Raw genomic sequence first — 25,711 nt, forward strand, 5'->3', positions numbered from 1 at the left:
GTGACTGACCTCAGGCACAGTGAGGCCCCTCGAGGCCCTGGCCCGTGCTGTCAGTGCCGATCGCCGGTCCCTGCGACACCTTGCCGGTGTCGACGAAGACGTTGCCGCCCTCGATGGTCACCGGGAAGCGGTCCATGCCACGGGGTGCCGGCCCGGACTTCTTCTCGCCGACGCGGTTGTACTTCGAGCCGTGGCACGGGCACTCGAACCACTGCGAGCTGCCGCACACCGGCACCTTGCAGCCCAGGTGCGGGCAGACCTGCCACAGCGCGACATAGCCCAGCCGCATGCCCTCGAGCACCGCACCGCCGTACACCGCCTCGGCGTTGGACAGCGTCGCGGAATCGGTGGGGTAGGGCTGGATGTAGCTCTGCGCCTCGGAGAAGTACGAGAAGTTCTCGGCCGGAGTGGACGACGAGATCGCCTCGTCAACCGATGCGACCGTACCGATCTTGATCTTCGAGCCGAATCCGCCGGTCGGGCGCGGCCACAGGAAGGCGAGCATGGCCGCATTGAACGTGCCCAGACCGGTCGCCATCAGCAACACCGAGGACCGGTTCAGGAACTGCCGACGGGTGACACCCACCTCGTCAGACGGCGGCGGTGCCCAGTCCTGCGGCAGCTCGGGCTCTGCGATCGCGACAGGCGACGGGCGACGCTCGGCGGCCACGGCGCGTTCCAGCTCCTGTGCCTCGGCGCTGACACCGAACGCGCCGGCGTCGTCGCTGGCAGCGGCGTCGTCGCCGGCACTGGCCGCCAGCTCGTCCCGGCGGCGGGTCTCGCGTGACAGGTGCCCCAGGCCGGTGGCGTCCCGGCGGCGCAAGGAGACGAACGCGACCACGGCACCCAGCACGACGATGACCGGGATGGCAATCGCGAGAATGGTTCCGGTGGACATGCCGACGTGCTCCTACAGGTGGAAGATGCCGTGCAGACCGGTGTCCCACGGGTAGGTGAAGTTGAAGCCCTGCCCCCGGAAGAACGAGCCGATGATCACCAGCACCGCCCAGAACATGAGGTGGATCGTCTGGACCGAGATGGCGAACTTGCGGTCTTCGGGACGCAGAGAGGGGTTCTTGTCGACATAGGGGGCGAAGGCCAGCAGTATGAGCGCAACGCCGGGGATGGTCACGCCGGCGATCATCGGGTCGAACATCGTCAGCAGTTCCTGCAGGCCCAGGAAGTACCACGGCGCCTTGGACGGGTTGGGCGTCTCGTTGTGGTTGGCGAGCTCGAGCAGCGGTGCGTTGATGAACAGCGAGAAGACCAGCGTGAAGGCCGTGATGAACAGTGCAGCGGTGAATTCGGCGGCCAGCAAGTGCGGCCAGACGTGGACCTTGTCGCCCGGGCTGGCCTTGACATCCTGGATCGAGCCCGACTTGACGACCGTCAGCAGCCGGTGAGTGTTGCCTGCGGGCCCTGCCATCAGCGGCGGCAGAGCGGTGGCCACGCCCCCGCCCGCAGCAGCGGGACCGCCGGCCTGAGCCATACCGGCAACTGCGGGTGCGCCGCCGGGCTGCTGGCTGGCTTCCAGCAAGGAGCGAGGGATCGTGACACCGTCATCGTCGTCGGGCTGCGCGGCAGCCGGCGCCTCGCCCTCGCCCGGCGCGGGCGCGCCAGTTGCGCGGGCCCTGGCTTCGGCGCTGCGGCGCAGGAGGTGTTCGGGGATCTCAGTCATGCTGATGGTTCGGGACGTTCAGGCTTCCTACAGCGGCCCCGAAATGCCTCCGTCCTTTCTCACTCTCCAGAAGTGGATCGCCATGAAGATGACGATGACAAAGGGGAGCATCAAGACGTGCAGCACGTACCAGCGCAATAACGTCTCGGCTCCGATCTGTTGGCCGCCTAGTAGGACGAACCGGACTTGTTCGCCGAATACCGGCGTGAAGCCCATCATGTTCGTGCCCACCGTGACCGCCCACAGCGCGAGCTGATCCCACGGCAGCAGGTAGCCGGTGAAGGCGAGCAGCAAGGTGAGCTGCAGCAGCATGACGCCGACGACCCAATTGAACTCTCGCGGTGCCTTGTAAGCACCGTGATAGAAGACGCGGGCCATGTGCAGGAACACCGTGATCACCATGAGGTGCGCAGCCCATCGGTGCATGTTGCGCACGAGCAGACCGAACGCCACCTGCGTGTGGAGGCTCTCGATGTCTGCCCAAGCCGCCGTGTCGGTCGGCCGGTAGAAGAACATCAGGAAGATGCCCGTGATCGTCAGCAGGATGAACAGGAAGAAGCTCAGACCGCCCAGGCACAGCGTGTAGCTCACCTTCACGGCGTGCCGCTTCACCTTCACCGGGTGAAGGTGGTACAGGACGCTGTTCATGATGACGTAGGACCGGTTCCGGGGGCTGTCGGTGTAGCCCTTGCGGAAGATCGACCCGGGCCGGAAGATCGACGTCCAGAACTGGCTGTCCTGCATCCAATCGGCCGCCTGCTGCTGCGCGTTCTGGAGACGCTGCGGCAGCTTCGGCTTGGTATCGGGGGACTCGAGCGTGTTCGCCATATCTCTTCGATCTAGGTGGACCGGGTCCTTCGCAGTCTCAGCAGGACGGGCATTCCCGCCGGCCTACAGGCGCATCCCGTAGGCGTAACCGTGGGTGTGGGTGCGGCCGTGGACGTCGCCCGACGGCGGAGGGTTGTTGCTGACCCGCCCCAGCGTGATCACGCCGGTCGGGCAGCGGTCGACGCACAGTGCGCAGCGGGTGCACACGTCGTCGTCGATGATGAAAATGGCGTTGTCGGTGGGATCCAGCCCCGGCAGATCCACACCGACGGCCTCGTCGACCGCCTCGGTGGACACGTACCAGATGCACTTCCACGGACAGATGTCCACGCAGCCCTCGCACTGAATGCACTCGGACTGGTCGATGTTGATGAACTGCTTGGGCTTGACGGCCGCATCGAGGTATGAGGCGTCGACCTGCTGCAGCAGGTAGTCATCCCGGAACTTGGGCATCGGCGGGTTCGCATCGTTCGCAGCCATTCGTCTTGCCCTCAGTTGCCTTTGACCAGTGGACGGCCGTAGTCGGAGATCGGCTCGGCGGCGGGTTGGGCCTTGTCGCGCTTCTGCCACCACATCGCCAGCACCGGCAATCCGATGAACGCGATCAGGTGCTCGATGACGACCACGATGTCGCTGACCTTCTTGAGGTCGATGCGCGTCGGCGGGAACAGGATCGGCGACTCCATGAACTGGCCTTCGGTGACCAAGAAGCGCTCCACCGACCAGCCCCACTCGTTGTCGGTCAGGCGGATCCAGCGGTCGGGCACGATGCCGAATACCAGCAGCATCAGCATGAAGACGTAGGCGGCCCCGAGCATGGCTTCGCCCCAGGTAGTGGGGCGGTCGGTCGGGCGGCGCTTGCCGTACCACACCAGCAGGTAGACCATCAGCGCGGTGACGAGGATCGATGTGACGAGTGCAACCACTCGGTGTTCCTCCCGCGTTCTCCCGTCGGCGTGTCAGGACTGCTGCGAACTGGCCCAATCGATAGTGCATCGAGTGCGTCAGCCGCAGCGAGACCGGGGCAAAGATTACCGGCGCCCCGGCCATGGCGCGTGATGTTCTAGCACGACCGTCAGCACTCGCCACAATCGGGGCTCAGCTTCTTGCTGCGCCATCGGCGTGGCTGCATGGCAGACTTGCGCCTCGGTGCGTTCGGGCGCGTATCGTGCCCTGCGAACTTGGCACTGCCGCTGTGCCAGAACCCCTGGGGGCGACCCCGCGGAGGATCCCGTGACCGAAGTTCCCGAGTACCTGCTGGAGCGTTCGCGACAGCGTCGCATCGCGCTGGGGGTCCTCGAAGACGACGGCAGCGGTGGCGGCGGTGATGCGGGCGCGGCGGCACCCGCAGCCGGAGCAGCAGCGGCCGCTGGGCCGACCCAAGCCGAGATGATTGCTGCCGCGCGTGAGGCGGCACAGCTCGAAGTCGAACCTGAAGCTCCGCCCGATCCGTCATGGGTGATCGCGGCCCAGACGCGACATCGGATTCCGATCTGGGTGCTGCCCGTGCTGTTCTGCCTGCCGCTGTGGGCGTTTGTGTACGTGAAGCTGACCGAGCCGCCCCCCGAGCCGATCACCGCTGTCAACGAGGGAGCGACCACCTACGCGGTGCGGTGCTCAAGCTGTCACGGCGGTGACGGTTCTGGCTCCGATGGAGGCTTGGTGGGACGCCCGCTGTGGAACGGCGAGGTACTGCTGACGTTCCCGAGCCTGGACGACTCGTTCATCGAGTGGATCTCGGTGGGCTCGGAAGGCCTCGGGCTCGGGCAGGTCTACGGCGATCCCAACCGGCCCGGCGGCGCACACATCTCCGGCGGCAGCGATAACGCCGCGGCTATGCCCGCGTTCGGCGATGTGCTCAATGAGCATCAGCTCTATTCGGTCGCGCGATATGTGCGCGAGGTGATCGGCGGTGAAGCGATCAGCGACGAAGTGGCAGCCGAGCGCGATGCCGAGTGGGAGCATCTCGGCGGCGGCGCCCTCACCGGCGGCGGGGGTGGCGGCGGCCATTAGCGCCATGCCTTGAGTGAGACACTCGATTGCGATGTGCTCGTCGTCGGTGGCGGGCCAGCGGGTAGCGCTGCCGCGTACTGGCTCGCACAGGCGGGACGAGATGTGCTGCTCATCGAGCGCTCGACCCATCCGCGCGAACGTGTTTGCGGCGACGCACTCACACCGATTGCTGTGGGCGAGCTCATCGACATGGGCTGTGACCCCGGCACTGCACGCTGGCACCGCCATCACGGTCTGCGGATCACCGCCCATGGGCAGAGCCTCGAGGTGTCGTGGCCCCAGGGGGAGAGGTGGCCTGGCTATGGCGTGGTGGTGCGCCGGTCACGCATCGACGCGCTGACATTCGCCCGAGCACAGTCGGCGGGGGCGCGCGTGCTCATTGGCACAGAGGTCACAGCTCCGCTGATCACCGATGGTCACCTGCGTGGCTGCATCGCTCAGGGCGGCAGCGGAGCGCTGCACGACAACGTGGTTGCGCGCGCCCGTTACATCGTGATCGCCGACGGTCCGCGTTCGAACTTCGGCCGGGCGCTCGGCACCGTGCGCACCCGGACCTATGCGCAGGGACTGGCGATGCGCGCCTACTACCCCACCCCGCGTCACACCGAGCCGTGGATCGAGTCGGTCTTTGCGTTGGCCGATCGCGCCGGGAGCCAGCTGCCGGGCTATGGCTGGGTGTTTCCGGTTGGTGATGGCACGGCCAATGTGGGAGTGGGCCTGCTCAGCCATCACTACGGGAACGAGGCCATATCCCTGGAGCACCTCTTTGAACAGTGGACTCAGCAGATCCCTGCTCACTGGGAGATCGATCCTGCCGGTCCTCGCAGCGAACCGGCAGGCGGCCGATTGCCGATGGGAGGATCGGTTCGCCCACGCTCGGGACCGAATTGGGTGGTGGTCGGCGACGCAGCAGGCAGTGTCAATCCCTGGAACGGCGATGGCGTCGGCCCGGCACTGGCAACTGGCCGGCTTGCAGCCGAGGTCATCGGGCGGGCGCTCGACGCCGACGACGGACTCGAGCTGCGGCGCTACGAGGCTGTGCTGGCCGAGCGCTGGGAGCGATACCACCATCTCGGTCGATTGACGACCCGCGCGCTGGGCCGGCCCGGGCTGATGAGGAAGCTGACACAGCTCGCGATCCGCTCCCCCCGCATGGGGAACCTGGCCATGCGCGTCTCGACAGATCTGCTGCAGGGCAGAGCCAGCCCGCGCGGCCCCCGCGGCATCTACCGGGCGGCTGCCGGGATGGCACGGCTCTGGCGCGACCGCACCTGACGGAGTTCTGATCAATTCGGTTCAGCCAGTTTGCAGACCACCGCGGAATTTGAATCCGCATCGGTAGATGGCCTTCCCGGGCGGTATGTTCGGTTCAGACAGCCCGCAGGGAGACGTGAGCGTGCAAACGACGAAAATCGTCTACTGGCAAGACGGCGAGTGGTGGCTCGGCTACCTCGAGGAATTCCCCGACTACTGGACCCAAGGCGAGACCTTGGAGGACCTCGAGGAGCACCTGCGCGATCTGCACGCGGATCTGACGAGCGGTGAGTTGCCTGGCGTGCGTCACGTCGCTGATCTCACGCTGGCGTGAAGCGAACTGAGCTCGTCAGGCGAATCCGCTCGACAGGTTCCGTCTTGGTTGGACATGGTTCGAAGCATGACTGGTATCGAAACCCCGAAACCGGCGTGTATCAGGCGGTTCCACGCCACAACGAGATCAAAGAACAACTCGCGAGACGCATCATCAAGCAACTCAGCCTGCCAAATGATTGACCCCTGAATTTCTACGCAACCGGGATGCGGATGGTCTCGATGTGCTCCCATCCCGCGTCGATCAACCGCTGCGGGTGCTTGCCGCGGCGGCGATCTGAACGAGGGCTTCGTCGATGATGTCGGGCGAGTGGGCGAGGCTGACGAAGATCGCCTCGTAGGCGCCGGGCGCGAATGCCACGCCGCGCTTCAACAGCTCGGCATGCAGGCGGGCGTAGGCCTGCTCATCGGTAGTACGGGCATCGTCGTAGTCAACCGGGGCCCAACCAGGCTCGGCAGCCGGGCCGCAGTACAGGCCCACGAGCGTGCCAACTTGGACGACGGCGGCGTCGAAACCTGAACGTGTCAGCACGTCACGCAAGCCGTTGGCGAACTGACCGGCACGCGACTCCAGCTCCGCATAGGCGGCCGGCGTGAGCTGCTCCAGCACAGCAAGCCCTGCCGCTGTCGCGAGCGGGTTGCCCGACAGCGTCCCGGCTTGGTACACGGGACCGTTCGGTGCCAGCGTCTCCATGATCTCGGAGCCAGCGCCGAGGGCGCCGATGGGCAGGCCGCCACCGATGACCTTGCCGAAGCAGGAGATGTCAGGCGTGACGCCGTACCGCTCGGCCGCGCCGCCCGGACCCAGACGGAAGCCGGTGATGACCTCGTCAAAGATCAGCAGGGCGCCCGCCTCGGTGCATGCTTGGCGCAAGCCCGCCAGGAAGCTTGGCACCGGCGGCACCAAGCCCATGTTCGCCGCCACGGGCTCCACGATCACAGCCGCTACCTGATCGTCCAGTTCAGGCACCTCGTTGTACGGCACCACGACCGTGTCGGCAACCGCACTCGGCGGGACTCCGGCCGACCCGGACAAGCCAAGAGTGGCAACACCGCTGCCGCCAGCTGCCAGCAGCGCATCGGTGTGGCCGTGGTAGCAGCCGGCGAACTTCACTATGCGTTGCCGTCCGGTGTATCCACGAGCTAGGCGTACGGCTGTCATCGCGGCCTCCGTGCCGCTGTTGACGAGGCGCACCTGCTCCACGCCGGGCGCAGCCGCGGCGATCAGGCTCGCCAACTGGATCTCCCGCTCGGTTGGTGCGCCGTACGACGTGCCGTCGGCTGCAGCCGCGGTGATCGCTTCGGTGACCGCCGGATGGGCATGTCCCAAGATGATCGCCCCGTAGGACTGCACGAAGTCCAGATACCGGCGCCCCTCGACATCGAAAACGTACGGGCCCTCGGCCCGTGCCACGAAGTACGGCGTCCCGTCGACCGACCCGAACGCTCGCACCGGCGAATTCACGCCGCCGGGAATCACACGTCGAGCAGCCTCGAACAGGTCGGCGTTCGTCGAACGCGGCTCGGTCACGGCCTCGCAGCGTAGGCCACGCCCCTGCGAGCAGTTACCGGCCGAAAACTGGACGCCGAATTGGGCCGAGCATCGGACACGGAGTGTCGCGACGCCCTTGGCTCAGACCGGTGTGAGCGACTTCAGCCGTACTGCTGACAGCCGCTTCAGCCGCTCGTTGCGCGGGTCCACTTCGATGCCAGCCGACTCCAAGGCGGTGAGCCCGAGCAGCGGTTCAGTGTCGTCTTCAGCGAAGACAACCCTGCCCGCGACTATCTCGTCCATGAATTCGATCCGGGCAAGGCCGTGGTCATAGGGCCGAGATGTGCCGTCAGCAAGTTCGTAGACGCGACGACCCACCGGCGCGATGCCGATGGCCTCCAGATGCTGGCGCGGCACCAACGAGTCGATCGCTCCCGTATCGACGAGGAACTCGCTCTCCCACGTCCGATCGGGATCAGCCGGATTCCTGACGATGACGTTGACATGTGTTGCTCCCACAGGAAGTCTCCTTCGGTTGGCAGGACGGAACCCGACCAGCCGGCCAGGACGGCGGTCAGTCTCGCTGGGGCTTGCAGGGTTTTTTGAGGTGTTCGACATGGCACCAGTGTCGCGCCGCGAAGCTACGCCTCGAACCCTGCGCGCCTGCCTGCCATGCATCAGTCGCGCAACGCCGCCGCGACGGCCTCTAGGAGACCATCATCGGTGGGACGCGCAGCGACTGCCGCCACGGGCAGATCGGCTTCGGCACACGCAGCTGCTGTCGTGCTACCGATGCAGACCACTTGACCGGTGACCGCGTCGCCGCCGATCTGCGACAGATGGCCCCGCACGGCAGAGGGTGAGGCGAATACCACGGCATCTGCGCCGGACACATCGGTGACCAGATGATCGGACAGCGTGGGCGTCACGATGCGGTACGCGCTCACGGCATCGACGTTCCAGCCTCGGGCACGCAGCCCATCAACCAGTTCCGGTCGGGCCTGTGCCGACTGGGGCACGAAGCACCAGTCCTTCCCGTCGGGTTCGGGAAAGGCCTCGGCAAGCCCAGCAGCATCGTGTCGTTCCGGCACCAGCGTGACCGGGCGGTTGATCTCGGCCTCGACGCGGGCTGCCGTCGTAGGACCGACGGCGGCAGTGCGGATGCGTGCGAAGCGACGGCGAACGCCGCGCCGGTCTGCACGAGCGAACGTGGCTGCCACCGCATTGGAAGAGGTGAATGCGACCCAGCTGTATTGTTCCAGCCGCAGCAGGGCATCGTCGAGCGGTTGACCGCCGTCGAGCGGGGGCACCACCGCAATCGCGGGTGCCACAATCACCGTAGCCCCGCATTCGCGTAGTGCCGTCGCCAGCGGGCTGGCCTGGTGCGAGGCCCTCGTGACGACGACGGTGCGGTCGGCGAGCTCGCTGAACTGGCTCTCAGACATCGTCAGCCCGGCTGGCCCACGTCGCTGCGTCGGTGCCGGTTCGGGCCATCAGCTCATGTGCCAATGCCGTGCCCAGCAACTCGCCGTCGGCATCGCTGCGAGCCGCGCGCTCGATGCCGCCATGGTCGGGCGCGGCAAGCATCGCTGTCATGCTCAGGCGTCCGTCGGCATCGACGGTGGCATGGGCGCCCGTGGGCAGGTCGCAGCCGCCTCCCAGCGTTCGCAAGAACGCGCGCTCGGCGTGAACGCACCGTGTCGTCACCTTGTCGATGATCGCGCCGGCGGCAGCTGCAATGTCAGCGTCGTCATTGCGATGCTCAATCGCGATCGCGCCCTGCCCGGCCTGAGGCACGATCTCGTCGGGGCTGAATCGCTGGGCGATCCGGTGGGATTCGCCGAGACGCTCGAGCGCCGCCGCCGCCACGATCACGGCGTCGACGTCGGGCTGGGCGGCCGCAGCGATGCGACGAGCCATGTTGCCGCGCAGACCGGTGAAGTGCAGATCACCGCGGAGTGCCGCTAGCTGGCACTGGCGCCGCTGTGATCCGGTCGCCACCACACCGCCGTCGGGAATCTCATCGAGCGCCAGACCGACGAGTGCGTCGCGCGCGTCGCCCCGCACCAGGCAGCCTGCCAGCGTCAAACCCGGGGTCGGCTCAGACCGCATGTCCTTGGCGCTGTGCACGGCTATGTCGGCGCGCCCATCGAGCACTGCCGCTTGCACCTCGGTCACGAACACGCCCCTGCCGGACATTTCCGAAATCGGCGTGGACAGGTCGAGATCGCCGGTGGTGCGAACGGGCACGAGCTCGACGTCACCCTGGGCGGATCCGGCTGCTTCCAGCGCAGTTGCGACAGCGCGCGCCTGCCAGGTTGCCAGCGGGCTCGATCGTGTCGCGATCCTCACGCGATCAAGATCTACAGATCGAACAGGTCGCGCACTGAGTCTGCGAGCCGGTCGCCCTTGGCCTTGCCCGCCGCGGACCTCAACGCCACGGTGGGCTCGTGCATCAGCTTGTTGACGAGCGCGGCGGTCGCGCGCTCGAGCGCCTCGCGTGCGTCGTCGTCGAGATCGGGGTGGGCCGCCAATGCGCGTTCGAGCTCGGATTGGCGCACTGCTTCGGCCTTGCCGCGCAGCGATTCGATGAGCGGGGCCATCTCCCGGGCGGTGCGGTCGGCGGAGAAACGCTCCGTCTCGTCAGCCAAGATCGATTCGACCGCCGCCACCTCCGCTTGCCGGCCAGCCTGACCGACCTCAGCAAATCGCGACAGGTCATCCATGTCGAGGAGGGTGACGCCGGGAAGGCGAGCTACAGCCGGGTCGACATCTCGCGGCACGGCAATGTCCACGATCAGCAGCGGGCGACCGGCGCGTCGCTCAATGATCGCTCCGACGCTGGCGTGATCGACGATCACCGAACTGGCACCGGTGGACGTCAGCAGCAGATCAACCTCGACCAACGCATCTTCCAGGCTTCCGAGCGGCAGGTGGCGGCCTCCGACCCGAGCTGCCAAGGCTTCGGCGTGCGAAGGCGTGCGGTTGGCTACCTGCACTGCTGCAGGACCAGCTGCCGCGAGCGCGACGATCATGCCCTCGGCCATTTCGCCGGCGCCCACGACGAGCACCTGAGCATCCTCCAAGGTGCCGAGGTGGTTCTTGGCCATGCTCACTGCCGCGTGGCTGATCGAAGCAGTCCCCCGTGCGATGCCAGTCTCGGTGCGTGCGCGCTTGCCGGCACTGACGCTGTGTCGGAAGAGATGATTCAGGACTGCGCCCGTTGCGCCCTCGGTTCGTGCCGTGTCCCATGCGGTGCGGACTTGGCCCAATATCTCGTGCTCCCCGACCACGGCGGATTCCAGGCCGCTGGCCACACGGAACAGGTGCCGCGCCGCGTCGTCGTCGTAGTGGACGTAGAGATGGTCGGACAGCTCGGCGGGCGCTGCACCCGACAGCGTGCAGAAGAAATCGCGCATCTCGCCGAACGCCGCATGGAATTTCTCGGCTACGACGTACGCCTCGGTGCGGTTGCACGTGGACACGACCACGGCCTCGCTGACGTTCGCGCACGACGCGAGATCAGCAAGTCGTTTCGGCACGTCGGCGGCGGCAACCGTGCAGCGCTCCAATAGCTCAAGCGGTGCGCTGCGATGGCTCACGCCCATGACAACGATGGACACGAGGACTACCCAGGGTTCGGAAATGCGGCCCGCACAGTCTCGCCGATCCGGCACCCCGTTGCCACGCGTTCGACAGAAGATCGCGCAGCAAATGAAGTGACAGAGCGATCAGTCGAGCGCCACGAGCAGCTGGATGGTTGCGGCGAGCAGGATGACCGCAGCGAGCGCGGCCAGCACGAGCGCTGTTCGAGGTCTCATTTCACCCTCTCATGTCGCGGCGCGTAGCCGGATCTCGGTACCCACTGCGAAGCCCAGATGAGCGACGCTCCCGCCGGCGATCGTCAACTCGAGCAAGCCGAAGGGATCGTCGCACAGGGCGAGGCTGCCTGTGTCCGTCGACCCCGCAGGCGCCAGCCGGACCGACTGCGAATTCGCTGCCGCGGGCTGTGACGCACTCGCGCCTGCTGTCCATTCCATGACCAGGAGATCGCCGCGGGCTGCCAGCGTCTCGCGGTCGACGTTGAGCTGCACCGTGCCCCAGCGCGTCACCGACAACACTTCCGCGATCACCGAACCGTCGTCTTCGACGCGGGGCACCGCAACGAGCGACGGCAACAGCAGCGAGGGGTCGATCGGCGCACCCAACGTTTCAATCGGCGCTCCGGCCGCCAGCAGACCGGCTGCGGGCGCGAGCACATCGCGCGCCGGGTGAAGCACGGATTGGGGACCACCGCAGCCGGCGGTCTCGATGCGTACTGCGATGTCTGCGCCACCGACCGCCGCGGTGGCAGCCGCCAGCACACCGCTGTCGGGGCCGACCAGCATCGACTGGCCGTCACCGACCGAGACCGCGATGGCGGACCTGTCCAAACGTCTTCCCACCGATGCGAGCACTACGCCTGGCGCTAGGTGCGGCACGCTGCGCGCCAGCATCAAGGCCGCTGTGCGCGTATCTCCTGGATCGATGTCGTGGCACAGGTCGATCACGGCGGCATGGGGAGCGGCCTGTCGCACGATCGAGTGAATGACGCCCACCGACTCGTCTGCGGTGCCCAGATCGCTCAAGCACGTGACCGTGTCAAAACCCGTCATGGTTGCAGAGCGTCTCGCGGTGACACCCTTATCTCCCGCTCTTGTTCCCAGTCTCGATTGGATACGGGGTCACGAGCCGCTCGGGCCACGGGCGCTCGATCACGCTGAGCCGAGTTCGACGGAGCGGCGCGTGGCTGCTTCGACGGCCGCAGCGAATGCGGCGCGCACGCCGTGGCGCTCCAGCTCCCGGAGGCCAGCCGCCGTCGTGCCGCCCGGCGACGTCACGTCGGCACGCAGATCGGCCGGCGAACGTCCCTCAGCCAGCAGAGTCGCGGCACCCAGCAGAGTCTGGTTGGCCAATTCCACCGCCACCGGTCGTCCCAGGCCCATGAGCACGCCCGCCTCGATCATCGCCTCGGCCACCAGGAAGACATACGCCGGTCCCGATCCCGACAGGCCGGTCACCGCATCCATCAGGTGCTCAGGGACGCGCACAACCCGGCCCACTGCACCAAGGATCTCTTCGGCCCATCCGAGGTCATCTTCGGTGGCTCGGTCGTTGCCGCAGATCGCCGCCGCACCCTCGGACACCAGTGCGGGTGTGTTCGGCATGGCACGCACGATCGGAACGCCGGTGCCGGCAGCGACGTCCAGCGTCGGGAGCGTGACCCCGGCGGCGATCGAGAGGATGCGGTCGGTGCCAGCGGCCGTGACTGCGGCGGCAACGGTCGGGATGACGTCGGGCTTGGTGGCGAGGATGGCGCCGGCAGAGGCCGCAACGTCACCGGACACAGCGATGCCGTAACGGTCGGCCAACTCATCACGGCGCGCGACAATCGGCTCAGCAACGCAGATGCTCTCGGCACTGCGGCCGGCTGCGAGCAATCCGCCCAGCAATGCTTCGCCCATCTTGCCGCCGCCGACGATCAGCAGTTCGACCTTGTCCGCCATGCGGTCACGGTACCGGACCGCATCGGGACCACTGCCTAGCCAATGGCGGTGCCGGGGCACTCGCGGTGAGTGGGACGCTTCCCTGCGGCCTGCCGGCGAGTGCCCCGGCAAGAACCAAATCAATCAGAAATCAATGAAAGGCGTCAAATGATTTTCGCGGGTTACTGCTGGAAACCGAGGCGGATCAGCGTCGTGAAATCACGCTCGATGTACGCCCACAGCGACCCGACGATCCGGTCCAGCTCGTCTTCGTCGACGCAGTGGGTGGGCAGCTCCCCCGTCAGATACACGGCATCCTCGGGGCCGACGCCGTATTGAGCGCCCACCAGTGAATAGTTGCGGCGCAGGACGAAGTCGGCCACCACCTCCGCCCGATGCTGTGGCGTCGGGAGGACGTAGGACTCGTAGGCCAGCGTGCGCTGGCGCAGCGTCAACCAGATAGCGATGACATCTCGCGACTCCCCGGCCAGACGCACATACCAGCGCCGCGGCACCTCGGGGTCACGGGTCACGTCGAGCAGCATCGGGCGTTCGTCGGGACCGCCGTCGGCCTGTGAGCGGGCCCAGTCCGCGAGCCAGTCGTCCATGCGGCCCTCGAGCCGGTCGAGCTCGGCGTCGGTAGCCGGCCGGCGGGTCATGGGGCGCTTGTGGTGAGCGTCACAGGCAGGCGACGAGCTCGCGCCGGGCCGCGGTGTCCAGCACTTCCAGCGCTGCGGCCGCACTCGCCCGCCAGTTGTAGCGCTCGGCGCGGCGAGAACCGGCGTCGCCGAGGCGCAGCGCCAGCAGCGGATCAGCGAGGATGTCGATGACCCGGCGGGCGAACGCGTCGCTGCTGCGGTCGGCGATGAGGTAACCGGTATCGCCCTCCACGACGTTGTCGCGCAGACCGCCGACATCGGACGCCACGACCGGTGTGCCGCAAGCTGCGGCTTCGAGCGCGACCAATCCGAACGATTCCGAACGGCTGGGCACCAAGCACACGTCGGCGGCCCGGTAGTAGGTCGACAGCAGGTAGTGCGGGAGCGGATCGACGAACCGCACATGGCCCGTAACCGCCAAGTCGTCCGTCAGGGCCTTCAAGCGGGCCAGCGTGACCTCGCCCTCCGGACCGCTGGGCCCTCCCACGATGACGAGCTGGGTATGGGCCCCCGCCGCACCAGCAGCTCTCGTGGCTGCGAGCGTTTCAATCGCCAATTCGGCGCCCTTCAGTGGCTGCAGGCGGCCGACGAACAGCAGCACCGGTCCTTGCGGGAGGCCGATCGCCGCACGCGCCGCATGGCGCTGACCCGGCGCGAACATTGCCCGGTCGACGCCGGGTGTCAGCACGTGGAGGCGCTCGGGCGCGACGTCGTACAACGATCTGAGCTGGGCAGCCTCAGCGGCGCCGGAGGTGAACACGACGTCCGCGCAGTCGATGACTCGTTGCTCAGCGTCGCCGCGGTGGCGCGGCTCGGCATCGCCGTTGCTCGTCTTGACGCGCCCCAGCGTGTGAAAGGTGACCGCCAGGGGAATGTCGAGGCGGTGCTTGAGCTGGTGCCCGGCCATGCCGCTCAACCAGTAGTGAGCGTGAATGGCGTCGACCGGGCGGTGTGCGAGGTGCTCGCCGACTCTGCCGGCAAATGCCGACACGACCGCCGGCAGATCATCCTTGTCGAGCGATGGGGCGCCGGCATCGATGTGGAAGACCACCACGCCCGACTCCACTTCGAGCTGGTCGGGCTGCGATGGATCGGTGCGGCGTGTGTAGATGTCGCAGTCGACGCCGAGATGCGCCAGCGCGGCAGTGAGTTCGCGCACGTACACGTTCAAGCCGCCGCCATCACCGCTGCCGGGCTGGCGCAACGGCGAGGTGTGCATGCACAACACGGCAACCCGCAAGACGCGACCGTGCTCGCCGAGCATCTGGCGGTCGGGTGCTTCGGGTGCCACGGCCGATAACGCTACGCAGATCGCCGCAGCGTCACGAACTGAGTGAACCGCCGCTCCGCGCCGGGCGGACGTTCAGATGGCGAGGAGCCCCAAGCCCCACATCCACGCCAGGGCCGTGACGCTCAGCGAATCGAGCCTGCGCACAGCCCACTCGGTGGCCAGTCGCTGCCACGCTCGCTGGAGCCCGGCGGGGGAGTCAGCTGCGCTGCGGCCGGCGGCTGATCGACTGTCGGCGTTCTGCTTGTCTGCTTGGAGATGCTCTCGACGCGCGGCGAGCGCCGTGTGCGGCCGGGCGAGCGCGGGGCCGAGCGGCAGCGTCAGCGCCGCGAGCACGCCGAACCTGGTGACATCGGCGGGCGCAAACGGCGGCACGCTCAAGCCGGTCAGGGCAAAGACGGCGATCGCAGCAGCGATCGCTCCCATCAGCGGACCGCGCAGCCCCGGCTGCCGACCCGATGCACTGAGGTGAGCACTGGCGTCGTAAGCCGCGGCGGTGCTCACGAGCACGAATGCCGCTCCCAGCGAATAGCGGGCGACGGCCGCCAAGCACGCAGCCGTGACGCCGACCTGCATCCACGTGCGGATCAGCAGTCCCGCACCGGCCAGAAACCGCAACGGTGACACCTGTCCCCCGAGCACAGCCCCGCCTGGGCCGCGGGGTCGCAAGGCTGCGACCACGATGAAGCTGGCGGCGATCGCCGCGCCGACAACAACCCCTGCGAGGCGGGTGTCGAGGACACCGGCGAATCCGACTGCGCCGGCAAGCGCAGCAGCGGGCAGCCGGTGACTCTGGGGAAGCACCATCGACTCGGCAATCTGCAGTCTCGCCCCGGTTCCGCTCGACGGTGGACGTGTCGCTTCGGCGCGGCTGCAAACGCTCGCCGCCTGCCAGGCGCCGAGCATCGCTACCGCTGTCATGGCGATGCCGAACGTCGCCGCCCCCGCCCACAAGACACCGATCAGCCCGGCGAACCAGATCAGTCCTCCACTGATGGTGGCATCCTCCAATGCGACCGCAGGGCCGAGCCACTGCGCTGCTGCAGAGGTTCGCGGCCGCGCCGGCCCAAGCTCCGGCGACGCTGCCACCGTGCAGCCGCCGCTCAGCCGCCCGAGACGGGCGGCAGGACGGCGATCTCGTCTCCGGTGCTGAGCTGCGACTCCCCGAGCGCCGGTTCGCCGTTCAGCCAGACCCTGCTGGCGGCCAGCACAGCACTGAAGCCCTCGCCGAAGCTCGCCTTCGCCCAGTCGAGTGCCTCGGCGACCGAGGACGCATCGATCTGAGTGCTGCCGACGCCAGCCGCTTCGCGCGCCCCCGCGAACAGGCGGATCGTCACCGTCGGCATCGCCGCGATGCTACCGATCACGTCCCAGAGGCAGCGAGGATGAGCCTCTAGGGTCGGGCGCCGTGACACAGCATTCAGAGTTGCTGGCGGTGCGGCATGGTCAATCCGAATGGAACCTGCGCGGCCGCTGGCAGGGACAGGCCGATCCCGTATTGACCGATCTCGGCGAGCGGCAGGCGGAGATTGCCGCCGACGCCTTGGCAACGACTCTCGCTGCCGCGGACGACAGCTGGCGGACGCCGGTGATGCGGGGGCGCGATCTGCACACCGGTCGGCATGCGTTCGACCTGCCTGCATTCGACCTGATCGTCTCCAGCGATCTGCAACGGGCGCGGCGGACCGCCGAGATCATTGCCAAGCAGCTCGGCGTGAGCGACGTGGTGACCGATGAGGCACTGCGCGAGCGCAGTGCGGGACCGTGGGAAGGCCTCACCCGGGCCGAAATCGACGAGGGCTGGCCCGGCGATGTCGCAGCGAGGAGGTGGCCGCCGGGCTTCGAGTCTGAAGACAGCATTGCCCGGCGGCTGCTGCCGGCGTTGCGTCGGCATATGTCTGTCTGCGGCCGCGTCCTGCTCGTGGGCCACGCGGGTGTGCTCAAGACGATCGACGCGCGGGTGGGTCTCGGCGACGAGCGGGTGCCGAACCTGGCAGGCCGCTGGTACTGGCTCGACGGCGCTGCAGCCGACGCCGCCTGGAGCTGGGATCAGCTGGAGCCCCGCAACCGAGTCGAACTGGTCTCGTCGAGCATCGACCTCACCATCGAGTAGCCGCGCTGGCTCTCAGGACGCCGCCACTCAGGACTCAGTGAGCCAGGCCGTTGCCGCTGCGGCATCGATGTCGTCGTCGGCCAGCAGGCTCAAGGTTCGCTCGGCTCGTGCCAGATCGTCCTCGATGGCATCCAGCTCGGCGTCGCTCAGCAGCTCCGACTCGGGGGGCGCAGCGGGAGTCGCGGCCGGCGAAGGCGGCTCTTCGGGCCCGGATGCTGGAGACACTGGCGTCAGGCTAGAGCGAGAAGCCCCGCCAGTAGCCTCGATACGAGTGCCGGAGCGCCGGATCGGTGCCTGCGGACATCGGGCCGCTAGCTCATCGGGTAGAGCAGGGGACTTTTAATCCCAAGGTGCCGGGTTCGAGTCCCGGGCGGCCTACCGCAGCACCAATCGCCGGCATCGAGCCAGCTCAGGCCTCACCTACAGTGCTCGCCGTGGTGGCAGTTCCGATACGGCGACTCGACCCCGACCTTCCGCTTCCGGCGTACGCCAAGCCCGGCGACGCAGGATGCGACCTGCTGGCCGCGGAGACGGTCACGCTGGCCGCAGCCGGCGGCCGGGCCATGGTGCCTACCGGTATCGCTGTGGCAATCCCGCCCGGCTACGCAGGTTTCGTGCAGCCCCGCAGCGGGTTGGCGTGGCGGCACGGGGTCACCTGCGTCAACTCGCCTGGCTTGATCGACAGCGGCTACCGGGACGAGCTGCGGGTGCTGCTGCTGAACACCGATCCCAGCGAGTCCTACGAAATCCAGCGCGGCGACCGGATCGCCCAGCTGGTCATACAGCGCGTCGAGCAAGCCGAGTGGCACGAGGTGGAAACGCTCGACGAGACCGAGCGGGGCCTTGGAGGGTTCGGGCACTCGGGTCGCTGAAGCCAGGCATCGTTCGCTTCGGTTGTCACACCCCATCTGTAGCCATGTCAGCATGGCCACGAAGCCGCCGACGCAGCCACCGCTCACCCTGTTCGATGTGTCTCAGTTCGAATTCGAGACCGATCACACGGCCAAAGCGCCATCGCGGCCCCCGTCGGTGGGGCTGGCGACCAGCGGCCTTGCTGTCGCAGGCGCTGCTCGAAGGATCGCGAGCGCCGAAGTCGTGAAGGCCCGCAGGCGCCGCGCCCGTGCGCGTCTGGCGAAGCGTCGTTACCTCGCTGACACCGAGGGTTACGAGCGCATCGAGCAAACTCGCCGCGCCTTGAGCCTCGTGGCCGACTAGCGCTCGCCGTCGCCGGCTGCGTCTTGACGCAGCGCAGCCTCGGCCATGTGCGCTCCGCCGATCTGGTGCGGGTTGATGACGCGATCGGCACCGGCTTGTTGCAGCTTCGGCAACGCGTCGCCCGAATTGGCTCTCGCCACGATGAACAGCTCGGGGCACAGGGCGCGGGCGCTCAAGGCCACATAGAGATTGTCGGCGTCGGAATCCAAAGCCACCACCAGCGAACTGGCCCGCTCGAGCCCGGCATTCCGCAAGGTGCTGTCGTGGGTGGCGTCGCCGGGCACCAAGTGCAGATCACCGGGATCGACGTCGGAGTCACTGTCGATGAGCACCACATCGGTGCCTGCGTCGATCATTGCCGCGGCGATGGCTTGGCCGACTTGGCCGTAGCCGCAGACCACCGCGTGGCCGGAAAGACTGTCGATGGAGCGCTGCATGCGTCGCCTCCTGATGTGGTCGTCGAGCCGTCCCTCGAACAGCATTTCAATGACAACACCGACGGTGTACAGCGACGTGCCGGTGCCGAGCAGGATGAGTGCGATCGTGAAGATCTGGTAGCGGCCTCCTGTGCCCGCTGGATCGCTGTAGCCAACCGTCGAGACGGTGATGACCGTCTGATACAGCGCGTCGAGCGGATCGAGGCCGAGCAGCACATAACCCGTCGTGCCGGCTGCCAAGATGACCGCGAGCACCGTGAGGCCGGCAATGAGCCGCTCAACGGGCTCAAGGCCGCCGGAAACGAGGTGCCGCCGCGATCCGCCGCGAGATCGCTGAGCGCGGCGCGCCTGCCGTCGTCCCAACACGACCTTCATCGATGGAACGCTATTGCGGCCAGCAGCCCGGGTCGTGCCTACCATGCAGCCCGTGATGGTCTGGCTTGACCTGGAGATGACTGGGCTGGATCACCGGCGCCATCGGATCGTGGAGATCGCGACAGTGATCACCGACGATGCCCTCGACGTGATTGCCACTGGACCGTCGTTGGTCATCGGGGCATCCCAAGCCGACCTGGACGCGATGGACCCGGAAGTCCGCACCATGCATGCCAGCACCGGGCTGCTCGACGAGATCGGAGCGTCGCAGATCACCGTGGCCGAAGCGCAGGAACGCACGCTCGCGTTCGTGACCGAACACGTTCCCGAGCCGCGCACCGCTCCGCTGTGCGGCAATTCGATCGGGACCGACCGTCGCTTTTTGGACCAGTACATGCCGGCGCTGGAAGAGCACCTGCACTATCGGGTGGTCGACGTGTCGTCGATCAAGGAGCTCGCCAAGCGCTGGCGGCCAACCATCGCTGCGGCCTGGGCGGATCTGAGCCGATCCCGCGCCGGCACCACCAAGCATCGGGCGCTCGACGACGTGCTCGAAAGCATCGATGAACTGCGCTTCTACCGCGACCAGTGGCTCATCGGAGGCCGGAGCGACACGAGCGCAAGCTGACACACCGGACTCAGCCCCAAGGCAACTCTGCCCGACACGCCTGCGCCCGGGAGCTCAACTCCGAATCAGGACACAAACCGATCCCGGCCGCCGTTTCCCCAGCAGGCGATCTCGCCTTCGGTAGACAGCGCGCACGCGTAGCCGTCGCCGACGACGACCTGCTGGAATTCGCCCTCGGGCGATTCAGTTTGGCCCTCGTCGTTGTTTCCCCAGCACACCACCTCGTTGTCAGTTGAGAGGGCGCAGCTCGTGCGTTCCTTGGTCGAGATGGCCACGAATCGACCACTTGGCGCCTCTAGCTGTCCGCTGCCGTTGCTGCCCCAGCACATGATCCGGCCGCCTTCACGGACTGCGCAGGTGTGTTGGGAACCTGCTGCGACAGCGGTGAATCTTGCTATCGGAACGCGCGTCTGGAAGTCCTCGTTGTTGCCCCAGCACTCGACGCGCGAGTCCGGCCTCATGCCACAGGTGTGAGAGCTCCCCATGGTGATGACTTCAAAGGGGCCATCAGGTGCATAGTGGGCCCGGTACAAAGAGCGTCCCCAACACACAATCTCACCGTCGGTGGTCAACGCGCAGTTGCCGCTGCGTGCGGAAGCGAGCTCTACGAACCTGCCTCTCGGAGCCTCGGTACTTCCGTAGTCGTCGTAACCCCAGCACAACGCCTCACCGGCAGCGGTCAGAGCGCACGATTGGCGCCCACCGGCCGACACTGCTCGGTAGATGCCATCCGGAGCATCGCTCTCCCCCTCCAAGTTGCCTCCCCAGCAAACGATGCGGCCCGTCGGCCGCATCGCGCACGCGTGCGCGGTGCCTGCAGTAATGAATGTGAACTCGCCGGGCGGCGCATCGGTGACGCCGGTGTAACGCCAACCTCGACATGCAATCTCGCCGCTTGGTCGGATTCCGCAGGTGCTCCCCAGCGAAGCGATGTCTACGAACGGCCCTGCTGGGATGTGCGACGGCCTTGGTCGGTCCTCGCCCCAGCAGGTGATATCTCCGCTCGCGCGAACAGCGCACACATAGCGCTGGCCGACCGCGATCGACGAATACGAATCGTCGTCCCGATGCGGAATATTGCGGCCGGACCAGCAGACCAGATCACCAGATACCCGAATGCCGCACGCGCCCCACGTCCCTGAGGCGATGGATTCGAAGGGACCGGCGGGCAGCTTCTTGTGCGCGTGGTAACTATCCGGCCAGCACGCCAGCTCGCGGTCCTGGCGGAGCGCGCACGTGTGATAGCGGCCAGCTTCGATGGCGATGAATGGCCCCGGGATGGGCTCAGCTTGGCCGGATTCGTTGTTGCCCCAGCAGACGGCTTCGCCGTTGATGTCCAGGGCGCAAGTGTGTTCCTCGCTGGCGGAGACCGCAGTGAATGATCCCCTCGGCGCCTCCGTTCTGCCGAGATCATCCGATCCCCAGCAGACCACTGGCCCTTCGAAGCGAACCGCGCATACGTGATAGGTGCCAGCGTCGATGTCGCGGAATCTGCCGCTCGGTGCCGACGCCGATCCAAACCAATCAGAACCCCAACACTCAATGGACCAGTCGTCTCGCAGCGCGCAGCCGAAGCTCCAGCCCAACGTCACCTTCACGTAGGCAGGTTTCTGCGGGTCCGTCGCAGACTCAGATGCCTCGTCGTGCGCGGCACTGACCTCTGTGACAGCTGAAGCGTCGTCGCCTGCGGCTCGCCGCAAAGGACCGTCCGTTGTGACCAAGCTCTCCGTCGGCGCGTCGATTTCGGGTTGCGTTGAGGCTGTCGCGCGTGACGGCTCGGGCTCTGGCAGAGCATCAGGTGCATCGGCTGCGCAGCCGGTCGCCAGAGCAATCGCCAAGCAGGCTGCACCAAGCCTCCTGCAACTCAGGTGAGCTGCCAGAGGTCGTCGCCGGGTCATCGCTGATTCGCTCACGGCCCCGTGGACTGACCGATGCTGTTGGAACCCCAACAGGCGATGGTTCCCTCTGTGCGCACGGCACATGAATGTGACCAGGCCGACGAGACAGCCACGAATGTGCCCTCAGGGGCGGCTGTCTGCCAGAGGTCGTTCTCGCCCACGCACGAAATCGTTCCGTCCTCATGCAATCCGCAGAAGAACTGGATGCCAGCGGTGATGTCGATGTAGGGGCGATCGGGTTCGTAGTCGAACACCGGGCTGTTCCAGCCCCAGCACGACACCATGCCATCAGTCCGCAGCCCGCAACTCATCTGGTCCGCCGTTGCGATCGCGCGGAACTTTCCGTCAGGCGAATCTGCCGCACCGACGGCGTAGTTGACGTACTCGCCGCCCCAGCACTCGACCGAACCGTCGAAGCGCAGGCCGCAGCTATGCCTGCCGCCGGCAGACACATCAGTGAAGATGCCAAAGGGAGCACTGGCCTGATTCGTCCAGTTGTCACCCCAGCACTCGATGAATCCGTTGCGCAAGAGACCGCACACGTACCTGTCGGCAGCGCTCAACTTGGTGTACAGGCCCGGCAACGGTCTCGCTTGGTCTCCTTCGTTACGTCCCCAGCATCGCGGCATCCCATCCACCAGGAGGCCACAGGTGAAGCCCGGTCCTGCCGCTACTGCGATGAAGTACTCTTCGGGCGCTTGGAGCTGGCCGTAGCGCTTGGCACCCCAGCAGCGGATGCGCCCGTCTGCACGCAATCCACATCCATGGCTGCCGCTGACCGCGACATCGACATACGGCACGAACGGCTCGGCGACGCCATGACCGTCATCATCCCGGTCCGTCGGCTCCGGAGTGTCGATCTCGCCGTACAGGTTGTCGCCCCAGCATTCGATCGTGCTGTCGGAGTGCAGACCACACGAATGGCCGTCGCCGATGGAAATGTGGGAATAGCTGCCCGGCGGCACATCAGTCTGCGTGAAGTTGCCGTCACGGGAGCACCCGTCGCGGAACAATCCGTAATGGCAGAAGTAGTCGATGCCGTTTCTCGTCTCCGTGTAGGTACCTGCAGCGTTTCGCGATGCCTGATAGCGGCCGGCCCCCCAGCATTCCGCAGAGTCGTCCACACGTACGCCGCAGGAGTGCCACGTCTCGACCGACACCGACGTGAACTCCGCGCGCGGCGGGTTTGCCTGGCCGTGATCAACCGGTGCCTCGCCCGCGTTGCAGACCATCACCGTATGACCCAGCCATGTCCGGTCGTAGCGAGCCAGCGGATCAACGCCCTCCCACGATTTCGCCGCCTCCGAGCACACCTCTAGGCCCCAGCAGTCGAGTTCACTGCTGTCGCGAAGGCCGCACGCGTGGGTGTTCGAAACGCTGATTTGGGTGAAGGGTCCTGGCGGCGGTTCATTGAGGCCGTACCAGTTGGCACCCCAGCACTCAACTGAGCCGGAGCGACGCAGCCCACATGACGTGAGTGATCCCGTGTCGAGCGCTGTGAATGCTCCCGGCGGAGGATCCAACCGGTCGAGGATGTCCCACCCCCAGCACTCGATAGTTCCGTTGAGGCGCAGGGCGCACGTGTGATCATCGGCCGCTGACACGGCAATGAACTGTCCGACCGGAGCGTCGGCGCGTCCGTAGATGTTGGAACCCCAGCACGCGAGATCGCCCTCGGTACTCACTGCGCAGGTGTGATCGGCACCAGCGGAGATCTGAACGAAGGTTCCCGGAGGCACCTCAAGTTGATTGAGGCCGTTGTGTCCCCAGCACACCAGTTCGCCATCGAGCGTGATCGCGCAGGTGTGATCGCCGCCAGCCGCGACAGCAAGGAATTGCTCCTGGCTGCGTCTGCTTCGGGTGCCGTCGGACAGCACGACGCCCCGGGCCGACGCCTCGTTGTTCACCCGCTCCTCGACTGGCCGCGTGCGCTCAACTGCGGGACCTGGCCGAATGATCTCCTTGTACTCGGACTCGTCGGCGATGTCCCTCGGATCCGGACCGGGACGAGCGAATTCGGCGAGGACCGTCGGCTGCGGCGTCGATGGTGCACTCTCTTCGACGAGGTCTTCTGCCGTCGGAACGCTCGCCGTAGCGGCTGCAGCACTTGTAGCGCTCGCCGACTCGCGGAGCTGACCCGGTTCCTGCTCGATCGCACAACCGCTCGCGACGAGAATCCAGACTGCGGCGACCGATCGGCGGACTCGCCGTGAGAACGCTGCACGAAGCAGCGGCTCACGACCCGTTCTCACGAATCGGGATCATAACTTTCGCCAATTCGCATCATGATTTGCCACAGTGAAGGACGTTGTGGGCGTGATGCGAACCGGGCTTTAGTGCGGGTCCTGTTGAGAGTGGGTGGACCGCTGCCGCCACAAGACGACTGACACAGAATCGAACGCTCCTTAGAAGGTTGGGGCGGCTCGCTAGTCTGCACCCCGTGTCACGCCCGACTCGCGAGGAGCAGATGCCGCCTGACGGCAAGATCACTGAACTCGCGCCGGACGTGCGCCGGCTGCAGTTGCCGATGTCCATGCCCGGTCTCGGGCATGTGAACTGCTACATCCTCGACGACGATCGCGGCGCCGCCCTCGTCGATCCCGGCCTGCCGGGCCCGGCCAACTGGAAAGCGCTCATGGCGGGGCTGGCCGAAGCCGAAGTGCCGCCCGAGCGCATCCACTCGATCATCGTCACCCACAGCCATCCGGATCACTTCGGGGCGGCAGGCCGTTTCGTCCGCGAGTACGGCGCCGATCTGGTGACCCATCGCACGTTCCGGCTGTGGTGGGACACCGCCGATGAAGACGAGGAAGCCCTGGAGCAGGTGTCGTCCGACGGGGAGAACAACGAGCTCGTGGCCGACCCCGTGCATGGCGGGCGCGACACCGGACCGGGCGGCCCCACGCCTTGGGGCGGCCAGCGCTACAAGATGCCCATCCGGGCCAAGCTCGGCTACTGGGCGATGCGCAACGGGTGGGGCGGACGCTGGTTCGCCACCCCTCAGCCGACGCACCACGTCGAAGACGCCGACCGGATCAAGCTGGCGCGGCGCGAGTTCGTGGCAGTGCACACACCCGGGCACACCATCGACCACCTGTGCCTGTTCGATCCCGAGGGCGGGCTGATGATCTGCGGCGACCATGTCCTGCCCACGATCACACCGCACATCTCGGGGATCACCACGGCGCGTGACCCGCTGAAGGACTTCTTCACCAGCCTCGACCGGGTTGCCAGCTTCGACGGCGTCACCATGGGCTTGCCGGCCCATGGCCAGCCGTTCACCGACCTGTCGGGACGGGTGGAGGACATCAAGCGTCACCACAACGAGCGCCTGGACCTGCTTCGCACCTCCTCGGACCGGCTCGGCCGAGCCCCCGTGCAGGACTACATGAAGCAGCTGTTCAAGGAGCGTTCGTGGGGCCCGATGGCCGAGTCGGAGACGTTCGCTCACTTGGAGCATCTGCGCTACATCGGCGAAGTCAGCGTCTCCCGGCGGGCCGACGACGTCCTCGAATACGAGTTCGACTGAAAATAACTTGACACGGCATGCCGCTACGTGGTGCTGTTGGCGCCGCTGCGGCCTATCGTCGGGTATCCGCAGCTGGCCACCAGCCCCGACCTTTCGCCCGATTGGATCCCCAATGTTCGACCACGGCGCCTACACCACAGCGCGTGCCTACGGGTATCGCGTACGGGTGCCGGCAACTGGCGTGCGCTGTTGGCGGCCCGTCACGCGCATGCGGGAGCGCGGCACGGCCATCGGTCGGCTCGCGGCAGTGGGTCCCATGCCGGTCATGTTCCAGCATGCGGTGCGCGGTCACGGTGCCAACCCGACGGCAACGACCAAGCGTCACCGCCTGCGGCCTTCGGAGTATCTGATGTAGTCCACTGAGACACCAGAACTCTCCGAACGGCCGCTGGGACAACCCGGCGGCCGTTTTGCGTTTCCGGTGCACGCACCGACACCACTGCCCT

General features: G+C 66.8%; 30 protein-coding genes and 1 tRNA gene. 11 read left to right on the forward strand and 20 right to left on the reverse strand.

Annotated features, from left to right (window positions below):
* Positions 1-10: 10 nt before the first annotated feature.
* The 5 genes from VI480_RS03360 to VI480_RS03380 all read right to left on the reverse strand — a co-directional run bounded on the left by VI480_RS03360 (position 11) and on the right by VI480_RS03380 (position 3,432).
* A complete protein-coding gene (locus VI480_RS03360) occupies positions 11-898 on the reverse strand; it encodes a ubiquinol-cytochrome c reductase iron-sulfur subunit (RefSeq protein ID WP_323671402.1) in 888 nt (295 codons plus the stop codon).
* 12 nt (positions 899-910) lie between these two features.
* Positions 911-1,678: a menaquinol-cytochrome c reductase cytochrome b subunit gene (locus tag VI480_RS03365; RefSeq protein WP_323671403.1), complete on the reverse strand. Its 768-nt coding sequence runs from the start codon at positions 1,676-1,678 to the stop codon at positions 911-913.
* 27 nt (positions 1,679-1,705) lie between these two features.
* Entirely contained in the window at positions 1,706-2,422 is a 717-nt protein-coding gene (extP, locus tag VI480_RS03370; protein WP_416246634.1) for a selenite/tellurite reduction operon b-type cytochrome ExtP, read from the reverse strand.
* A 147-nt stretch (positions 2,423-2,569) separates the two neighbouring features.
* Positions 2,570-2,986, reverse strand: coding sequence for a 4Fe-4S dicluster domain-containing protein (locus tag VI480_RS03375; RefSeq protein WP_323671405.1), 417 nt, complete (start codon positions 2,984-2,986; stop codon positions 2,570-2,572).
* Between the two features lie 11 nt (positions 2,987-2,997).
* Complete coding sequence (locus VI480_RS03380; RefSeq protein ID WP_323671406.1) at positions 2,998-3,432, reverse strand: hypothetical protein; 435 nt, start codon at positions 3,430-3,432, stop codon at positions 2,998-3,000.
* Between the two features lie 307 nt (positions 3,433-3,739).
* On the opposite strand from VI480_RS03380, the gene VI480_RS03385 reads away from it, so the two are divergent.
* From VI480_RS03385 to VI480_RS15545, 4 genes are all read left to right on the forward strand, one after another.
* The gene (locus tag VI480_RS03385; RefSeq protein ID WP_323671407.1) at positions 3,740-4,519 is read left to right on the forward strand and encodes a c-type cytochrome; all 780 of its coding nucleotides are present in this window, start codon (positions 3,740-3,742) and stop codon (positions 4,517-4,519) included.
* A 9-nt stretch (positions 4,520-4,528) separates the two neighbouring features.
* Positions 4,529-5,794, forward strand: coding sequence for a geranylgeranyl reductase family protein (locus tag VI480_RS03390; RefSeq protein ID WP_323671408.1), 1,266 nt, complete (start codon positions 4,529-4,531; stop codon positions 5,792-5,794).
* Between the two features lie 121 nt (positions 5,795-5,915).
* Positions 5,916-6,107, forward strand: coding sequence for a hypothetical protein (locus VI480_RS03395; protein WP_323671409.1), 192 nt, complete (start codon positions 5,916-5,918; stop codon positions 6,105-6,107).
* Positions 6,104-6,289, forward strand: coding sequence for a type II toxin-antitoxin system HicA family toxin (locus VI480_RS15545; protein ID WP_416246628.1), 186 nt, complete (start codon positions 6,104-6,106; stop codon positions 6,287-6,289). The genes VI480_RS03395 and VI480_RS15545 overlap by 4 nt, the downstream gene beginning before the upstream one ends.
* 61 nt (positions 6,290-6,350) lie before the next feature.
* On the opposite strand, the gene hemL is transcribed toward VI480_RS15545, so the two are convergent.
* From hemL to VI480_RS03450, 11 genes are all read right to left on the reverse strand, one after another.
* Positions 6,351-7,637: a glutamate-1-semialdehyde 2,1-aminomutase gene (hemL, locus tag VI480_RS03400; RefSeq protein ID WP_323671410.1), complete on the reverse strand. Its 1,287-nt coding sequence runs from the start codon at positions 7,635-7,637 to the stop codon at positions 6,351-6,353.
* 102 nt (positions 7,638-7,739) lie between these two features.
* Positions 7,740-8,117 carry a clan AA aspartic protease gene (locus VI480_RS03405; RefSeq protein WP_323671411.1) on the reverse strand — a complete coding sequence of 126 codons (378 nt, stop codon included), beginning with the start codon at positions 8,115-8,117 and terminating at the stop codon, positions 7,740-7,742.
* Between the two features lie 158 nt (positions 8,118-8,275).
* Complete coding sequence (locus VI480_RS03410; protein ID WP_323671412.1) at positions 8,276-9,043, reverse strand: uroporphyrinogen-III synthase; 768 nt, start codon at positions 9,041-9,043, stop codon at positions 8,276-8,278.
* Positions 9,036-9,950 carry a hydroxymethylbilane synthase gene (hemC, locus tag VI480_RS03415; RefSeq protein WP_323671413.1) on the reverse strand — a complete coding sequence of 305 codons (915 nt, stop codon included), beginning with the start codon at positions 9,948-9,950 and terminating at the stop codon, positions 9,036-9,038. The genes VI480_RS03410 and hemC overlap by 8 nt, the downstream gene beginning before the upstream one ends.
* An 11-nt stretch (positions 9,951-9,961) precedes the next feature.
* Positions 9,962-11,221 carry a glutamyl-tRNA reductase gene (locus tag VI480_RS03420; RefSeq protein WP_323671414.1) on the reverse strand — a complete coding sequence of 420 codons (1,260 nt, stop codon included), beginning with the start codon at positions 11,219-11,221 and terminating at the stop codon, positions 9,962-9,964.
* 207 nt (positions 11,222-11,428) lie between these two features.
* On the reverse strand, positions 11,429-12,253 hold the full coding sequence (locus VI480_RS03425; protein ID WP_323671415.1) for an SAM-dependent chlorinase/fluorinase: 825 nt from the start codon (positions 12,251-12,253) through the stop codon (positions 11,429-11,431).
* Between the two features lie 99 nt (positions 12,254-12,352).
* Positions 12,353-13,144, reverse strand: coding sequence for a pyrroline-5-carboxylate reductase (proC, locus tag VI480_RS03430; protein ID WP_323671416.1), 792 nt, complete (start codon positions 13,142-13,144; stop codon positions 12,353-12,355).
* Between the two features lie 161 nt (positions 13,145-13,305).
* Positions 13,306-13,782 carry a YbjN domain-containing protein gene (locus VI480_RS03435; RefSeq protein WP_323671417.1) on the reverse strand — a complete coding sequence of 159 codons (477 nt, stop codon included), beginning with the start codon at positions 13,780-13,782 and terminating at the stop codon, positions 13,306-13,308.
* Between the two features lie 19 nt (positions 13,783-13,801).
* A complete protein-coding gene (locus VI480_RS03440) occupies positions 13,802-15,073 on the reverse strand; it encodes a glycosyltransferase (protein ID WP_323671418.1) in 1,272 nt (423 codons plus the stop codon).
* Between the two features lie 72 nt (positions 15,074-15,145).
* Positions 15,146-16,159 (reverse strand): hypothetical protein, encoded by a 1,014-nt coding sequence (locus VI480_RS03445; protein ID WP_323671419.1) that lies wholly within the window; start codon positions 16,157-16,159, stop codon positions 15,146-15,148.
* A 14-nt stretch (positions 16,160-16,173) separates the two neighbouring features.
* A complete protein-coding gene (locus VI480_RS03450; protein WP_323671420.1) occupies positions 16,174-16,416 on the reverse strand; it encodes a MoaD/ThiS family protein in 243 nt (80 codons plus the stop codon).
* A 62-nt stretch (positions 16,417-16,478) separates the two neighbouring features.
* Here VI480_RS03450 and VI480_RS03455 point away from each other — a divergent pair, with 62 nt between their 5' ends.
* A complete protein-coding gene (locus tag VI480_RS03455) occupies positions 16,479-17,183 on the forward strand; it encodes a histidine phosphatase family protein (RefSeq protein ID WP_323671421.1) in 705 nt (234 codons plus the stop codon).
* A gap of 27 nt (positions 17,184-17,210) precedes the next feature.
* Here the strand turns inward: VI480_RS03455 and VI480_RS03460 are convergent, their stop codons facing one another.
* The gene (locus tag VI480_RS03460) at positions 17,211-17,408 is read right to left on the reverse strand and encodes a hypothetical protein (protein WP_323671422.1); all 198 of its coding nucleotides are present in this window, start codon (positions 17,406-17,408) and stop codon (positions 17,211-17,213) included.
* Positions 17,409-17,488: 80 nt separating this feature from the next.
* On the opposite strand from VI480_RS03460, the gene VI480_RS03465 reads away from it, so the two are divergent.
* The 3 genes from VI480_RS03465 (at position 17,489) to VI480_RS03475 (ending at position 18,398) form a co-directional block, all read left to right on the forward strand.
* Positions 17,489-17,561: transfer RNA gene (locus tag VI480_RS03465), tRNA-Lys, on the forward strand.
* A gap of 56 nt (positions 17,562-17,617) precedes the next feature.
* Positions 17,618-18,055: a dUTP diphosphatase gene (dut, locus tag VI480_RS03470; protein WP_323671423.1), complete on the forward strand. Its 438-nt coding sequence runs from the start codon at positions 17,618-17,620 to the stop codon at positions 18,053-18,055.
* A gap of 52 nt (positions 18,056-18,107) precedes the next feature.
* Positions 18,108-18,398, forward strand: coding sequence for a hypothetical protein (locus VI480_RS03475; RefSeq protein ID WP_323671424.1), 291 nt, complete (start codon positions 18,108-18,110; stop codon positions 18,396-18,398).
* Here VI480_RS03475 and VI480_RS03480 read toward each other — a convergent pair.
* A complete protein-coding gene (locus VI480_RS03480; RefSeq protein ID WP_323671425.1) occupies positions 18,395-19,210 on the reverse strand; it encodes a potassium channel family protein in 816 nt (271 codons plus the stop codon). The two genes, VI480_RS03475 and VI480_RS03480, sit on opposite strands and share 4 nt — an antisense overlap.
* 55 nt (positions 19,211-19,265) lie before the next feature.
* On the opposite strand from VI480_RS03480, the gene orn reads away from it, so the two are divergent.
* Positions 19,266-19,838, forward strand: coding sequence for an oligoribonuclease (orn, locus tag VI480_RS03485; RefSeq protein WP_323671508.1), 573 nt, complete (start codon positions 19,266-19,268; stop codon positions 19,836-19,838).
* 65 nt (positions 19,839-19,903) lie between these two features.
* Here orn and VI480_RS03490 read toward each other — a convergent pair whose 3' ends face one another.
* Both VI480_RS03490 and VI480_RS03495 read right to left on the reverse strand, forming a co-directional pair.
* Positions 19,904-21,436, reverse strand: a complete 1,533-nt coding sequence (locus VI480_RS03490) for a hypothetical protein (protein WP_323671426.1) — start codon at positions 21,434-21,436, stop codon at positions 19,904-19,906.
* Between the two features lie 311 nt (positions 21,437-21,747).
* Positions 21,748-23,988 carry a hypothetical protein gene (locus VI480_RS03495; RefSeq protein ID WP_323671427.1) on the reverse strand — a complete coding sequence of 747 codons (2,241 nt, stop codon included), beginning with the start codon at positions 23,986-23,988 and terminating at the stop codon, positions 21,748-21,750.
* 188 nt (positions 23,989-24,176) lie between these two features.
* Here VI480_RS03495 and VI480_RS03500 point away from each other — a divergent pair, with 188 nt between their 5' ends.
* Together VI480_RS03500 and VI480_RS03505 are read left to right on the forward strand one after the other, a co-directional pair.
* A complete protein-coding gene (locus VI480_RS03500) occupies positions 24,177-25,265 on the forward strand; it encodes an MBL fold metallo-hydrolase (RefSeq protein WP_323671428.1) in 1,089 nt (362 codons plus the stop codon).
* Between the two features lie 112 nt (positions 25,266-25,377).
* A complete protein-coding gene (locus VI480_RS03505; protein WP_323671429.1) occupies positions 25,378-25,620 on the forward strand; it encodes a hypothetical protein in 243 nt (80 codons plus the stop codon).
* Positions 25,621-25,711: the final 91 nt, after the last annotated feature.

The organism is Candidatus Poriferisodalis multihospitum (assembly GCF_028283155.1).
GTDB classification, from domain to species: Bacteria; Actinomycetota; Acidimicrobiia; order Acidimicrobiales; family Poriferisodalaceae; genus Poriferisodalis; species Poriferisodalis multihospitum.